Below are 13,660 nucleotides of genomic sequence, written 5' to 3'. Positions count from 1 at the left end.
CCCGTGCCGGGACATGCCTGGGTCTACAGGTCGAAGGACTCGCCCGGGGTCACCGCGTGCACGGGCCCGGTGAACTCGGCCTTGGCCTCGGCGATGACGTCCTCGCGGGAGGTCCACGGCGGAATATGGGTGAGCAGGAGTTCCCCGACTCCGGCCTCGGCGGCGATACGGCCGGCTTCGGTGCCCGAAAGGTGGATGCCCGTCGGGCGATTGGCGGGATCGTGGGTCCACGACGCCTCCGCCAGGAGGACGTCGGCGCCCTGGGCGAGTTCCTGGACGGCCGGACAGACCGCGGTATCGCCGGTGTAGACGAAGGTGCGGCCGGCGGTGGTGACGATCCGCAGACCGTAGGACTCCGGCGGGTGGAACATCCGCCGCGCGGTGATCGTGTGCCCGGGACCGAACTCCACCGTCTCGCCCTCGTCCCAGGGGCGGAAATCGATCACATCGGACCAGTCGTCGCATTCCCCGCCGATCTCGGCCGAGGCGTTACCGATCCGGAGCGGGGCGTCCGAGGGCCCGCGGACGATCGCCCGCCCGGTGGGGGGCGTCGGGTGGTAGCGCCGCCACACCAGCAGCCCGGGAAGGTCGAGGCAGTGATCGGCATGCAGATGGGTGAGGAAGATCGACACCTCGCCCGGATCGGCGAATCGCTGGAGCGCACCCAGGATGCCCGGTCCGAAATCGATGACCACCGGCGACATATCCGGACCGGTGAGCAGATAACCCGACGCGGGGGAATCCGGGCCGGACACACTGCCCGAGCACCCGAGGACGGTGAGGCGCATGTCACCATGCTGCCACGAGGTTTCCCGATTCAAGACCGCATCCCCCGAAAATACTGGCCGCACCCACGGTCACCGGGGCGAGGCGAGTGGCCCGGTGTGGAGTTGACGGCGGTGTCGACGTTCATCACTGGAGAGTACCCACCCGGCGAACAGTCCACCCATAGCGCCGAAAAGGTGTCCCTGCCAGGAGATTCCGTCTTGACCGGGGAGCACGCCCCACAGCAGCGAACCGTAGAGGATCAGGACCACCAGCCCCAGTACGATCTGCCCGATCTGCCGGGCGAACCAGCCGCGGCAGATGAGATAGGTGAGCCAGCCGAAGACCAGCGAGGACGCGCCGACGTGCACGGTGCCCTCGCCGCCGGTCAGCCAGGTGCCCGCGCCGGCGACGAGCCAGACGATCGCGGTGGCGGCCAGCCCCCGGCGGATGCCGGTGGCCAAGGTGAGGAAACCGAGGATCAGCACGGGCAGGGAATTGCCGAGCAGATGGTCCCAGCCGTGGTGCAGCAGGGGCGCGAAGGCGATGCCGTCCAGGCCGTCGACCTCGCGGGGCTCGATGCCCAGCGTCCGATCGATGGAGGAGTCGATCACCGCGTCGACGAACTCGATCAGGTACAGCACCATCAGGAACGCGACGGTCAAGACCCCGGCCCGCGACCAGGCGCGACGGGTGGCGGCGAACCCGCCGGAACCCGGGCCGCCGGGAACCGGTCCACCGCCCGGCGCGGGCCGGAATGCGGCGATACGGTCGGGGTCGAACGAAGCGCCGAGCGGACCACCACCGGTCATGACGATCTCCTGTGTTTATGGCGCCGCCTCCGGCGGCGCGGGGTCGGGGCCCTGTGACCCCGATTCTTCCCTCCTCCGCTCAGTCGCTGCGCTCCTTCGCTCCGTCGGTCCAGAATCGGGGGCGGGCCCCGACCGTGGAGGTATGCCGTCCGGAGCGGATACTCGGGCGAGCGGATGTACACAGCGTATCCGCAAGCGGCGTCCAGGCGGCTGAACGGTGCCGTGACCAGGCGGAACTCAAGCCCAGAGCTGGCCGTCGAGGCGTTCCTCGGCTTCTTCGAGGGTGCCGTCGTAGGCGCCGGTGGACAGGTACTTCCAGCCGCCGTCGGCCACGACGAAGGCGATATCGGCGCGGCGGCCGGCTGCGACTGCCTTCCGGGCGACCCCGAGTGCGGCGTGCAGGATGGCGCCGGTGGAGATACCGGCGAAGATCCCCTCCTCGAGGACCAGTTCGCGGGTGCGGCGCACGGCATCGTAGGGCCCCACGGAGAACCGGCTGGTGAGTACCGACTCGTCGTACAGTTCGGGAATGAAGCCCTCGTCGATGTTGCGCAGACCGTAGACCAGTTCGCCGTAGCGGGGTTCGGCCGCGACGATCTCGATGTTCGGGACCTTCTCGCGCAGGAACCGCCCGGTCCCCATCAGGGTGCCGGTGGTGCCCAGCCCGGCGACGAAATGGGTGATTTCGGGCAGATCGGCGAGAATTTCCGGGCCGGTGGTCTCGTAGTGGGCGAGCGCGTTGGCCGGGTTGCCGTACTGGTACAGCATCACCCAGTCCGGGTTGGCGGCGGCGATCTCCTTGGCCCGGGCCACCGCCTGGTTCGAACCGCCCGCCGCCGGTGAGTCGATGATCTCGGCACCGAACATGGTGAGCAGTTGCCGGCGCTCCACCGAGGTGTTCTCCGGCATCACACACACCAGGCGGTATCCCTTGAGTTTCGCCGCCATGGCCAGCGAGATCCCGGTGTTGCCGCTGGTGGGCTCCAGAATGGTGCAGCCCGGGGTCAGCCGGCCGTCGGCCTCGGCCTGCTCGATCATGCGCAGCGCGGGGCGGTCCTTGATGGACCCGGTGGGATTGCGGTCCTCGAGTTTGGCCCACAGCCGTACCGGCTGCTCGCCCTCCCACTGCGGGGACAGAGTGCGCAGACCGACCAGCGGGGTGTTCCCGAGGGTCGCGATCAGTGACTCGTAGCGTGCCACGGAATTATCGGGCCCCACCCGCGACGGCCGGCAGGATCGTCACGGTCGATCCCTCGCCCACGGCGGTCTCCAGGCCGCCGGAGAACCGCACGTCCTCGTCGTCGACATAGATATTGACGTACCGGTTCAGCTTGCCCTCGTTGAGCAGCCGCTCGGCCAGGCCCGGATGGTTGGCCTCGAGGTTCTCGATCACCGCGGCGAGCGTGGACCCCTCGGCCGCGACGCGCTTCTCGCCTCCGGTGTGGGTACGCATGATGGTCGGGATGGACACGGTGACCGGCATGGTGCTGCTCCTCGCTTGTACTCGGTGTGTGGGTCGAAAACTGTGGCGGTCAGACGGTTTCGTACGCGTCGACGATCCGAACCGGCTCCTCGGTGACCGCGCCGTCGACGATCCGGTAACTGCGCAACTCGTGGCTCGTGGCGTCACGGGTGGAGATCAGCACGTAGTGGGCGCCGGGCTCGGAGGCGTAGGAGATATCGGTACGGCTCGGGTAGGCCTCGGTCGCGGTATGCGAGTGGTAGATCACCACCGGCTCCTCGTCGGCGTCGTCCATGGCCCGCCAGACCTTCAGCTGTTCGCCGGAATCGAAACGGTAGAAGGTGGGCGACCGCTCCGCGTTCATCATCGCGACGAAACGCTCGGGCCGGTCGGACCCCTCGGGTCCCGCGATGATGCCGCAGGCCTCGTCGGGATGGTCGGCGCGCGCGTGCGCGACCATCGCGTCCACCAGGTCGGCCCTGATCACGAGCACAATCGAACCCTTCCGCCTCTTGTCACGGCCATCGCCGGCCGGTCACAGCCGACAACTGCCGAGGATATTCGGGTATTCCCGGCACCGTGCACGGCCCCCGTGGGGAACGGGGGTCAGCCGGGGAAAAGGTCGTGGTACGCCGGGATGCCGGCCACGGAGTGGGCGGTGCGGATCGCGTCGACTACCGCGCGTTCGACGCAGACGGCCGCCGCGGTGCTCAAGGCGTCGATCACCGCCAGGTCGGCCGGGAACGCGGCGGGCAGCGCAGGCCCTTCCGGCGGTGTCGCGGTGCCGGTGGCCAGCGCGAAGAAGGTGTCTCCGTCGAGCGGGGAGTGGGCCGGCCGGACCGCCCGGGCCAGACCGTCGTGGGCTACCGTGGCCAGGCGGCGGCATCCGGCCGGATCCAGCGGTGCGTCGGTGGCGACCACCCCGATCGTGGTGTTGAGGACGGTGCCCTTCACCGCCAGCGCGTTGGCGACCGCGAGCTCCTCGGCGGTGCCCGGTCGCAGGCCGAAGAATTCGGGTCCGTCGGTACCCGCGCCCCACGGGATCCCGGTGCGGGGATCGAAAACAGACCCGACCGGGTTGGCGACGACCAGCGCACCCACGGTGAGCCCGGCGGCGATGCCGTCGTCGAACCGGATACTGGCGCTGCCGATACCGCCCTTGAGCGCGCCGGCCTGGGCGCCGACCCCGGCGCCGGCACAACCGCGGACGAAATCGGGTCCGGCGGTGTCGGCTGCGTAATAACCGAATTCGGCGGTGGGGCGGGTGTTCCAGTCGCCGACCGCAAGGTCGAAGATCACGGCGCCGGGCACGATCGGGACCACGCGGGTGGGGTCCTCGGGCGACATGGGCAGCCCTTCACCGTGTTCCTCCAGCCAGCGCATGACCCCGTCCGCGGCGGCCAGGCCGTAGGCGCTGCCGCCGGTGAGCAGGATCGCGTGGACCTGCCGGACCGTGTTCGCGGGATCGAGCAGATCGGTTTCCCGGGTGCCGGGGCCGCCGCCGCGGACATCCACCGCGGCGACCGCGCCGCCCGGCGCGCGGACCACGGTGCAGCCGGTGGCCGCGCCGGAGCCGTGGGTCGCGTCCGGATCGAGCACCTCATGGTGGCCGACGAGCAGGCCCGCCACATCGGTGAGCGCGTTACGCGGTCCGGGCGCGGCGGTCACGGGGCCATCGCCTGCAGTAGGGAGTCCTGCATCCAGGTCAGCCAGTGATAGACGTCCAAATGGGGAGCACGCGGATCGTCGGGCGGGAACTGCTCGGGCGTGTCGGCGTCGATCTCCAGCACCACGCCGAGAGCCAGCCGGACATCGGTGAGTGCGGTGAGCCAGGAATCGGCCTCTTCCGGAGTGATCACGATCTTGCCGCCGTCCTCGGGGAGAGTGCGCAGCACCACCCCGGCGGCGGCCAGTTTCGCGTCGATGATCTCCGGCTCGTGCAGGCCGCGCAGCGCGCTGTTCAGATCGGCTCGTTCGGCGTCGGGGGAGCCCGGTTCGGCCCGATGGAATTCGGGCAGCAGCCGGGCCAGCCGCGGGTCGTCGGGCGGCGCGGTATTGCCGCTGCGCAGACCGGTGAGAGCGGCGAGCTCGTCCTCCGGGGCCGAGGAGGCGCGTTCACCCAGCAGACCCGAAACGGCTCCGACCAGCGAGCGCAGCACGCTGGCTTCGCGCGCGTCCATCTCCGACCGCAGTTTGAGACCGCTCAATGAGTTCTTCCGGCTCCATTTACGCACGTCGCTACGGTAACCGTCCGATCAGTCGTCTCGTTGCATGGTCGCCCACAGGCCCGCCGCGTGCAGGCGGCGGACATCCTGTTCCATTTTGTCCCGCGATCCCGACGATACGACCGCTTTGCCCTCGTTGTGCACCTTGAGCATCAGCTCGGTCGCCTTGGCTTTGCTGTAGCCGAACAGCTTCTGGAAGATGTAGGCGACGTAGTGCATGAGGTTGACCGGATCGTCCCAGACCACGGTGACCCACGGCCGATCCTCCGCCTCGAGGATCTCGGTGTACTCCACGGCCTCCGGTGTCGCCTGGGCCGCCGACAACGTGACGCCGGGGGCGCCGAGGAGGACCTCTGTCGTCGATGAGCGGGGTGCGGTGTTGCACAAGGCCATGAATTCAAGGGTACGACGCGCGGAGTAATTCACAACACCCGGAGCAGCAACGATGCCGCTCGCCCAGGCCTGCCGGGCTGCCGCGTACGACCCGCGACACGCCACCGCGGCGGTGCGGCTCCCGGCGCTGCCCCCGGCGGGCTTCGCCCCGGCTCGGATGGGCTGTTTACAGTGACAGCCGTGGACCTGCGCGACGCGGCCGGCAGCACCGCTCTGCTGACCGACCAATACGAGCTCACCATGCTGGCCGCCGCGCTCGCCGACGGTTCCGCGGCGCGGCGGTGCACCTTCGAGGTGTTCGCCCGGCGTTTGCCGCACGGTCGCAGATACGGCGTTGTGGCCGGTACCGGCCGTTTCCTCGATGCGCTGGCCCATTTCCGGTTCGGCGCGGCGGAGCTGGAGATCGTCGCCCGGTTCCTGGACGCGGATACGGTCGCCTGGTTGCGCGATTATCGGTTCACCGGCGATATCGACGGCTATCCGGAAGGCGAGCTGTACTTCCCGGGTTCGCCGATCCTCTCGGTGACCGGAACCTTCGCCGAATGCGTGCTGCTCGAGACACTGGTGCTGTCGGTGTTCAACCACGACAGCGCGATCGCCGCCGCGGCCGCCCGGATGGTGAGTGCCGCCGACGGGCGCCGGATGATCGAGATGGGTTCGCGGCGCACCCATGAGCAGGCCGCACCTGCCAGTGCGCGGGCGGCCTACCTGGCCGGTTTCCACGCGACCTCCAATCTGGAGGCGGTCCGCCGCTACGGCGTGCCCGGCGCGGGTACCAGTGCGCACGCGTTCACCCTGGTACACAGCGGCGCCGACGGCGAGCACGAGATCGAGGCGTTCCGCAGTCAGGTGGCGGCGCACGGCACCGGCACCACCCTGCTGGTCGACACCTTCGACATCACCCGCGGCGTCGCGCTCGCGGTCGAGGTCGCGGGGCCGGAACTCGGCGCGGTGCGGATCGACTCCGGTGACCTCGGTGTTCTGGCCCGGCAGGTACGCCGGCAACTGGACGAATTGGGCGCGGTGAAAACCCGGATCGTCGTGTCCGGGGATCTGGACGAGTACGCCATCGCGGCGCTGCGGGCCGAACCGGTGGACGCCTACGGGGTCGGCACCCAGCTGGTCACCGGTTCCGGGGCGCCGACCGCCGGAATGGTCTACAAGCTGGTCGAGGTCGAGGGGCTGCCGGTGGCCAAACGGTCCAGTCACAAGGAATCCCGCGGCGGAGCCAAACGCGCGGTGCGCCTGGCGCGCGGCACCGGGACCATAGTGGAGGAGATCGTGTACCCCGCGACCGCCGACCGGCCGGCGCCCGCCGGCTACGAGGTGCGCGATCTGTCGGTCCCGCTGATGCGCGGTGGTGCGGTGCTGGACCTGCCCGGCCTCGCCGAATCCCGGGATCTGGTCGCCCGAGGCTTGGTGAGTCTGCCGTGGGAGGGACTCAAACTGTCCGGCGGTGACCCGGCGGTGGCGACTACATTCCTGGCCTGACCGGGCGTACGCGAGGAGACTGGAATCATGAAACGCGCGCTGATCGTGGTGGATGTGCAGAACGATTTCTGCGAGGGCGGTTCGCTTGCCGTATCGGGTGGCGCCCGCGTCGCGGAGTTGATCAGCGAATATCTGTCCGAGAACCGGTACGCCGCGGTGGTGGCCACCCGCGATTACCACATCGACCCGGGCTCCCATTTCTCCGAGACACCCGACTATGTGGACAGCTGGCCGCCGCACTGCCGGGTCGGCACCCCGGGGGCCGATTTCCATCCGCGATTCGATACCGCCGCGGTGCAGGAGGTCTTCTCCAAGGGCGAGTATTCGGCCGCCTACTCGGGATTCGAGGGCGCGTCGACGGCCGGGGAAACTCTCACCGAGTGGTTACGCGCCCGCGATATCGGCGCGGTCGATGTCGCGGGTATCGCCACCGACCACTGTGTCCGGGCGACCGCGCTGGATGCCGTCGCCGCCGGTTTCACCACACGGATCCTGCTCGGTCTCACCGCCGGCGTCGCACCGGCGACCGTCGAGAAGGCTCTGGACGAACTGAACGCGGCCGGGGTCGAACTCTCCGGTGCCGTGGTCGTGGCCGGCGCCTGAGCGCGGCCCACGGCGGGTGCACTTGTCACCGGGTCCGGGCACAATCTCCGTCATGACCGCCACCGGGGACGATGTCCGCTCCTATGCCCTGGCCCTCCCGGCCACGACCGAAGAGTTCGCCTGGGGCATGCCGATCTTCAAGGTGGAGCGCCGGTTGTTCCTCACCCTGCCCGAGGACGAGACCTCGATGGCGGTGCGCTGCCCGGTCGTCGACCGGGACGAACTGGTGCAGGCCGAACCGGACAAGTTCTGGATCGCCGGGCACGAGGCCAACAACCCGTGGGTCCGGGTACGGCTCGCGGCGCTGGACGACCTGGCCGAAATGCGGGACATAATCCTGGATTCGTGGCGGCTGGCGGCGCCGGAGAGCCTCGCGGCGGGGGTTTCATAGGGCCGGAAGTGTCCGGTGCGCGCTGCCTTCGATATCGCGATGTTCGGTGTGGGCTTGCTCGGGAAGGTAGAGCGATGTGGGCCTACGCGTGAAGGTGCTGTGTTTTTTGGCGCCGCCTGCGGCGTCGCGGGGTTGAGGCCCCCTGGGTCTCGCCGTTTCGGCCTCGAGACTCGAGCTTCGCTCATGCGCTTTCGAGGCCGAAACGGCGAGACGGGCCTCAACCCTTTGAGGTGTCTCGCAAAACTCGACGCATGGGTTACGTCGGGCTTCGATGGTTGGGTCGCATGCTGCGGAACCCGGCTCTTGTCGCCCATGTACTCGCTCACGTATATTCGTAGGCGAGTAAGGAGGGTGTATGGCGAAGAAGCGCAAGGTCGGCAATCTGCTGGCCCTCGCGGTGCTCGCGGTGATGCAGGACGAGGCCATGCACCGGTATCAGATCGCGGCCCGGCTGCGTGAGTACGGCAAAGACCGGGACATCGATATCAAATGGGGGTCGCTGTACACGGTTGTGCAGAACCTGGCGAAGGCCGGTTTCCTCGAGGTGGTGGGCAGTGAGCGCGAGGGGGCGCGGCCGGAGCGGGTGATCTATCGGATCACCGCGGCCGGACGGCGCGAACTCGTCGACTGGACCCGGGAGCTGATCGCGGAACCGGAACCCGAGCGGGGCAGGTTCGTCGCGGGCCTGTCGATTCTGGCGGTGCTGCCGCCGGAGGACGTGGCCGAGCTGCTGGGCCGCCGGCTGGCCGCACTGGACGAGCAGATCGCGCAGGTGCGCGCGGAGTTCGCCGAGCTCGCCGGTACATTGCCCCGGCTCTTCCTGATCGAATCCGAGTACGGGCTCACCGTGCTCGAGGCCGAGGCGGAGTGGACCAGGGCGTTGCGCGCCGAGCTGGTCGAGGGAACCTTCCCCGATCTGGCGGAATGGCGGGCCTGGCACCGGAACGGGCCGGGCGTGGACAGCGCCCGCGCTCGCGCGTACGTGGAGGGGGCTGATAGCACGACGGATCAGTGAACCAACCGAGCTCGATGGAGGTGCGGCAACACCACCATCGAGCTCGGATCACCGTCTCGGACCGTGCCCGCGCGGACGCACACCCGGCCACGAGTTTGGCAGAACACAGGATAACCGGGTGGGTGGACGCCGGGGTGGTTCGGCAAGGAAACGGTCCGAACCACGAGGGTTGCGGACCGTGCCGCCGCGGGTCGGCGGCGTCGATTCGAACTCCCGAGGAGTACTCCCATGTCCGCAACAGCGACCGCCCTGGTGATCGGCGGCGGAATCGCGGGGCCCGTGGTGGCCACCGCACTGCACAAAGCGGGTATCGATGCCCGCGTCTACGAGGCGTATCCGAGCCCCGCGTACACGATCGGCAGCGGGCTGGCCCTGGCACCGAACGGTGTCGCCGCCCTGGATGTGATCGGCGCCGGGGACGCGGTCCGCGATATCGCGGTACCGGTCCCGCGGATGGCGCTGTCGGTCGGCGGAAAGCTGCTGTCCATGCCCGTGCTGGGGGATCAGCCGCCGCTGCAACTGGTCGATCGTGGCGAACTGCACCGCACCCTGCACGAGCGGGCGGTGGCCGCCGGGGTGCCGGTCGAATTCGGCAAGCGGCTCGAATCGGCGGAGCAGACCGCCGACGGCGTGCTCGCCCGGTTCACCGACGGCAGCACCGCCACCGCCGACGTGCTCATCGGTGCGGACGGTATCCGCTCCACCGTGCGGGGGCTGATCGATCCGGCGGCGCCGGGCCCCGAATACACCGGGATGCTCGGTTTCGGCGCGACCGTGGACTGCGCGGTCGATATCGAACCCGACACCATCGTTTTCGCCTACGGTTCCCGGGCCTACTACCTGTACTGGAGCGCCGGTCCCGGCCGGATCGGCTGGGGAGCGAATCTGCCCAGCAAGGAATATCTCTCACTCACCGACGCGCGCCGGATCCCCGCCGAACACTGGCTGGAGGTGCTGCGCGAAACCTACGGCGACGACACACCGGGCGGGCAACTGGCCCGGGCCACCACCGCCGACCAGCTGGAAACCGTGGGCGCGTTACACATCATGCCGCCGGTTCCACACTGGTACCGGGGGCGAATGGTGCTGGTGGGCGACGCGGTGCACGCACCGTCGAACAGTTCCGGGCAGGGTGCGTCGCTGGCGATCGAGAGCGCGATCGAACTGGCTAGGTGCCTGCGGGACATTCCCGAACCGGCCGAGGCCTTTGCGGCCTACGAGACGCTGCGCCGCGCCCGGGTGGAAGGTGTGGCCGCGCGCGCGGCGAAGATCAATCACAGTAAGACGCCCGGACCGGTGGCCCGCCGGATGATGCAGTGGCTGATGCCCGTCCTGGCGCGCACGGTGATGAAACCGGAGAAGACGGTCGCCACCGAACAGCGCTATCGGATCACCTGGGACGAGCCGGTGCGCCGCACCCCGGCCTCGGCCGGGTAGCCGAACGGCCCGGTGGCGAGGTGACTCGCCGCCGGGCCGTCCGGTCGGTCGTCAGCATTCGAAGGGGATCGTATTTCCCGCGGCGTCGCGGGCCCCGATGCCCTTCACTATTGCTTCCTCGAGTTCCGCGACCGATTTCCAGGTGCGCGGCTCGTCGTCGTCCAGATTGCCGATCGTGTACCAGTCCTCGGTCTCCCGGTAGCGGACGAGACCGAAACCTCCGGGATCGACGGTGATGTCGAGCTCGCCGGAGATGGTGCCCTCTTCGCGGGTCATCACCGATGCCGAGGCGGGTAACTCGATGACTTCGGCTATTTGAACTCACCCCGTTCGACGCAGTCGTCCACCGCGGTGCGCAGTGCGGTCTGTTCCTCTGGGTCAACGCTCAGGCCGTACTTTAGCTTGACCTGCACGTAATGCGAGACATAGCCACACCGGAAACTCCCCGGCGGCAGATAGTGCGCCGCGTCCTGGTCGCCCTTGGAACGGTTGGCCGACGGATCGGAGGCGATGAGGTTCAGCGCGTCGTTGGCGATCCGGCGCCGGGTGTCGGTGTCGAGATCCTTGGCTCCCGACCGCCAGGCCTCGGCGAGCGGCACGATGTGCTCGGCGTCGACACTCTTGGCCTCGACGATGAACTTGTACGGCTTCAGCTTCCCGGTCTTGCTGTCCATGACGCCGTAGGCGTCCTGCCAGCCGCCGCCTGTGCCGATCTTCAGATCGCAGGTCTTCGGATCGAGGCTCACCTCGCCGGTGGCATCGCGCAGCATCATCACCTCGCGGGTGGTGCATTTGAGGTACTGGGCGAATTCCGGGCCGAAGCCGTGTTCGGGTTCGTTGTTGTCCCAGTGCGGGAACTTCTCCCGGCTGTACCCGGCCATCCCCACCTCGGCTTTCACCGGCAGCTTGTCGAGCGCGGACCGTATTTCGGCGGCGGTACCGGCGACCGATTTCGCGGCGCCGGCGGCGGGATCGGTCGGGGTGGGACTACAGCCCTGTAGGAGAAAGCCCGCGACCAGGGCTATCGCGATCAGCACGGGGACGACGAGGGCGGCGAACCGGCGGGCCGGGGCGGGCAGGGCAGAAAGCAGCGAGTTCATCGCCGGACCTCCGCGAATCGATGGGGGAGGGGCGCGCGGCCCGCTTCGTGTTCATTTGCTGTGCGCTTCAACGAGATTCCTTGCCGAGGTACCGGGATGTGCCGAGCGTCAAGCTACCGGCCGGTCAGCTAACCGAAAGCTACTGTCCGGTGTGAGATTCGGCATACCTGGGCGGGAGTACCCGATGAGAAAGCGGGGTATTCCTTTTCCGTCCGGAAGGGCACCACCCCCGAGTCGCCGTGCCGGCGCCGACTCGGGGGTGGGCGTGTCACGAGCGAGGACGCTGAATCCGGTGCGAGTCGCGGGCCGGTTGTCCGGACCGGCGATCACGACGCACCGCGGGGCTTGATGAGGGGGAGACCCGAGGTCTTTCCGCACCGGTACGCTCGCCGTGACGTTCTGGGGGCCGGAGAAGATCCGGCCGGTTCTCGATATGAAGCTGTATGTTTCCGACAGTCGGCCGGTATTCCGGCTCCGGGTGTGCCCCGATCCGCTGTCAGGTGAAAAGCATAGGGAATTCCCATGATTGGGAGCGAACCGGGTCGTGGCGGTGGATCGCGGTGTCATTCCGCGAGGTCGGCGTCCTCGTCGTCGGGGAGGATCTGGGCGGTCGGTGGGACACCGGTGTCCAGGAAATGGATCAACCGCTCGATGCGCTCGGTGTGGTCCAGGGTCCGGGCCAGTTTGTGACCGACGAGGGCCAGCGTGATCGTGGTTTCGGTGGTGGCGTTCCCGGTCGTGGACAGCGCGTTGTGCAGTTTCTGGTTCAGCGTCTGCATGGCGTCCACACCGGTGTCGTCGGCGGGGGTGTGCCGGCCGCGGGTGACGGCGCGCTGGGCCCGGGCGGTGCATTCCGCGGTGAGGACGGCCATCTGCGCCAGGACGTCGAGGACCGGCGGCGGGGCAATCGGGTCCGGATGGGTTCGGTACACCTGATCGGCCACCCGGCTGAACAGCCGGCCGATCCGGGACAGTTCACCGGCGATCTGGATCGCGGTCACCACATGGCGTAGATCGCGGGCGACCGGTGCCTGTAGCGCCAGGAGCACGACGGTGCGCGCTTCGCAGGCGCCGTACATCGTCTGGAGTCGTTCGTCGAGGGCGAAAACCTCGTAGGTCGCGGCGAGGTCGGCCCCGACGACGGCATCGGTCACACGTTCGGCCGCTTCATGGGTGATACGGCACATCTGTGTCAGATCCGCGGTCAACGCGACGAGCTCGTTGGTGAACTGAGTTCGCACGGGGGAATTGTCGCCCATGGCGCGCGCTCCGGTCGAATGAACCGTCGATTCGTTCGGCCGGTTGTTTCGCGGGCGCGTCGGGGGTGCCGGTGTTACCGTCGCCACATGACCGATATGCGGCGTATGAAACATCGCATTGTCACCGGTTTCCAGCGGCATGTGGCCAATCCGCTCAACCGGAAGCGGTCGGCGCAGCAGTTGCTGGAGACCACGGGCCGGGTGAGCGGGGCACCCCGGGTGGTGCCGGTCGGCGGCCGGCGGGTCGGTAACGAGTTCTGGTTCGTCTCCGAGTTCGGGGACCGCTCGGACTATGTGCGCAATATCCGCGCGGACAGCCGGGTCCGGGTGCGGTTGCGCGGCGAATGGCTGCCCGGCACCGCGTACCTGCTGCCCGACGACGACCCGGTGCGCAGGTTGTCTTCGCTACCGCGTGGCAACAGTGCCGCGGTGCGGGTCATGGGTACCGATCTGCTGACGATTCGCGTCGATTTGGACGGCTGAGAATATCCGCGAATATTTGTGCGCACCGCACGGGATCATTCGGTGAAACGTGTTCTAATTACTTGTGAATATCCCCGTGACGAATCGCATCGTCTCCAAAAATTGATGCGTACGGCCGCTTTGTCGTGTTCACTGTCACACCGTCGCGGATTTGTCCGTCACCTTGCGTAACGATTAGCTTCCTCTCCGTTGGCATCGATGCCGGACCGGAGAGATCACACGCA

At 68.4% G+C, this 13,660-nt stretch carries 17 protein-coding genes; 6 read left to right on the top strand and 11 right to left on the bottom strand.

What is annotated here, in order from left to right; all coding sequences use genetic code 11:
- Positions 1-23: 23 nt before the first annotated feature.
- From NF4_RS29055 to clpS, 8 genes are all read right to left on the bottom strand, one after another.
- On the bottom strand, positions 24-788 hold the full coding sequence (locus NF4_RS29055; RefSeq protein ID WP_063130571.1) for a cyclic nucleotide-degrading phosphodiesterase: 765 nt from the start codon (positions 786-788) through the stop codon (positions 24-26).
- 69 nt (positions 789-857) lie between these two features.
- The gene (locus tag NF4_RS29050; RefSeq protein WP_084533585.1) at positions 858-1,577 is read right to left on the bottom strand and encodes a rhomboid family intramembrane serine protease; all 720 of its coding nucleotides are present in this window, start codon (positions 1,575-1,577) and stop codon (positions 858-860) included.
- A 237-nt stretch (positions 1,578-1,814) separates the two neighbouring features.
- The gene (locus NF4_RS29045; protein ID WP_063130592.1) at positions 1,815-2,777 is read right to left on the bottom strand and encodes a PLP-dependent cysteine synthase family protein; all 963 of its coding nucleotides are present in this window, start codon (positions 2,775-2,777) and stop codon (positions 1,815-1,817) included.
- Between the two features lie 4 nt (positions 2,778-2,781).
- The gene (locus tag NF4_RS29040) at positions 2,782-3,060 is read right to left on the bottom strand and encodes a MoaD/ThiS family protein (RefSeq protein WP_063130570.1); all 279 of its coding nucleotides are present in this window, start codon (positions 3,058-3,060) and stop codon (positions 2,782-2,784) included.
- A gap of 49 nt (positions 3,061-3,109) precedes the next feature.
- Positions 3,110-3,532 carry a M67 family metallopeptidase gene (locus NF4_RS29035; protein WP_063130569.1) on the bottom strand — a complete coding sequence of 141 codons (423 nt, stop codon included), beginning with the start codon at positions 3,530-3,532 and terminating at the stop codon, positions 3,110-3,112.
- Positions 3,533-3,645: 113 nt separating this feature from the next.
- Complete coding sequence (locus NF4_RS29030; protein ID WP_063130568.1) at positions 3,646-4,707, bottom strand: P1 family peptidase; 1,062 nt, start codon at positions 4,705-4,707, stop codon at positions 3,646-3,648.
- A complete protein-coding gene (gene aosR / locus NF4_RS29025; RefSeq protein WP_063130567.1) occupies positions 4,704-5,273 on the bottom strand; it encodes an oxidative stress transcriptional regulator AosR in 570 nt (189 codons plus the stop codon). Before aosR ends, NF4_RS29030 begins: the two co-directional genes overlap by 4 nt.
- Before the next feature lie 21 nt (positions 5,274-5,294).
- Positions 5,295-5,657 (bottom strand): ATP-dependent Clp protease adapter ClpS, encoded by a 363-nt coding sequence (clpS, locus tag NF4_RS29020; RefSeq protein WP_063130566.1) that lies wholly within the window; start codon positions 5,655-5,657, stop codon positions 5,295-5,297.
- Positions 5,658-5,837: 180 nt separating this feature from the next.
- On the opposite strand from clpS, the gene NF4_RS29015 reads away from it, so the two are divergent.
- The 5 genes from NF4_RS29015 to NF4_RS28995 all read left to right on the top strand — a co-directional run bounded on the left by NF4_RS29015 (position 5,838) and on the right by NF4_RS28995 (position 10,594).
- Positions 5,838-7,148, top strand: coding sequence for a nicotinate phosphoribosyltransferase (locus NF4_RS29015; protein WP_063130565.1), 1,311 nt, complete (start codon positions 5,838-5,840; stop codon positions 7,146-7,148).
- Between the two features lie 27 nt (positions 7,149-7,175).
- Entirely contained in the window at positions 7,176-7,751 is a 576-nt protein-coding gene (locus NF4_RS29010) for a nicotinamidase (RefSeq protein ID WP_063130564.1), read from the top strand.
- Positions 7,752-7,803: 52 nt separating this feature from the next.
- On the top strand, positions 7,804-8,142 hold the full coding sequence (locus NF4_RS29005; RefSeq protein ID WP_063130563.1) for an MmcQ/YjbR family DNA-binding protein: 339 nt from the start codon (positions 7,804-7,806) through the stop codon (positions 8,140-8,142).
- 355 nt (positions 8,143-8,497) lie between these two features.
- Complete coding sequence (locus tag NF4_RS29000; protein WP_063130562.1) at positions 8,498-9,157, top strand: PadR family transcriptional regulator; 660 nt, start codon at positions 8,498-8,500, stop codon at positions 9,155-9,157.
- Positions 9,158-9,385: 228 nt separating this feature from the next.
- Entirely contained in the window at positions 9,386-10,594 is a 1,209-nt protein-coding gene (locus tag NF4_RS28995) for an FAD-dependent oxidoreductase (RefSeq protein WP_063130561.1), read from the top strand.
- Positions 10,595-10,645: 51 nt separating this feature from the next.
- Here the strand turns inward: NF4_RS28995 and NF4_RS28990 are convergent, their stop codons facing one another.
- From NF4_RS28990 to NF4_RS28980, 3 genes are all read right to left on the bottom strand, one after another.
- Positions 10,646-10,870 carry a hypothetical protein gene (locus NF4_RS28990; protein ID WP_198165514.1) on the bottom strand — a complete coding sequence of 75 codons (225 nt, stop codon included), beginning with the start codon at positions 10,868-10,870 and terminating at the stop codon, positions 10,646-10,648.
- A gap of 35 nt (positions 10,871-10,905) precedes the next feature.
- Entirely contained in the window at positions 10,906-11,694 is a 789-nt protein-coding gene (locus NF4_RS28985; protein ID WP_063130559.1) for an HNH endonuclease family protein, read from the bottom strand.
- Between the two features lie 563 nt (positions 11,695-12,257).
- Positions 12,258-12,935, bottom strand: a complete 678-nt coding sequence (locus NF4_RS28980; protein ID WP_232330698.1) for a phosphate signaling complex PhoU family protein — start codon at positions 12,933-12,935, stop codon at positions 12,258-12,260.
- Positions 12,936-13,040: 105 nt separating this feature from the next.
- Between NF4_RS28980 and NF4_RS28975 the strand changes: the two genes are divergently transcribed.
- Positions 13,041-13,436 (top strand): nitroreductase/quinone reductase family protein, encoded by a 396-nt coding sequence (locus NF4_RS28975; protein WP_063130557.1) that lies wholly within the window; start codon positions 13,041-13,043, stop codon positions 13,434-13,436.
- Positions 13,437-13,660: the final 224 nt, after the last annotated feature.

The sequence above is a fragment of the Nocardia fusca NBRC 14340 genome, assembly GCF_001618425.1.
In the GTDB taxonomy this organism is placed as follows: Bacteria; Actinomycetota; Actinomycetes; order Mycobacteriales; family Mycobacteriaceae; genus Nocardia; species Nocardia fusca.
Note: the sequence above shows the minus strand (reverse complement) of the source record. Positions and strands in the feature narration are given on the sequence as shown.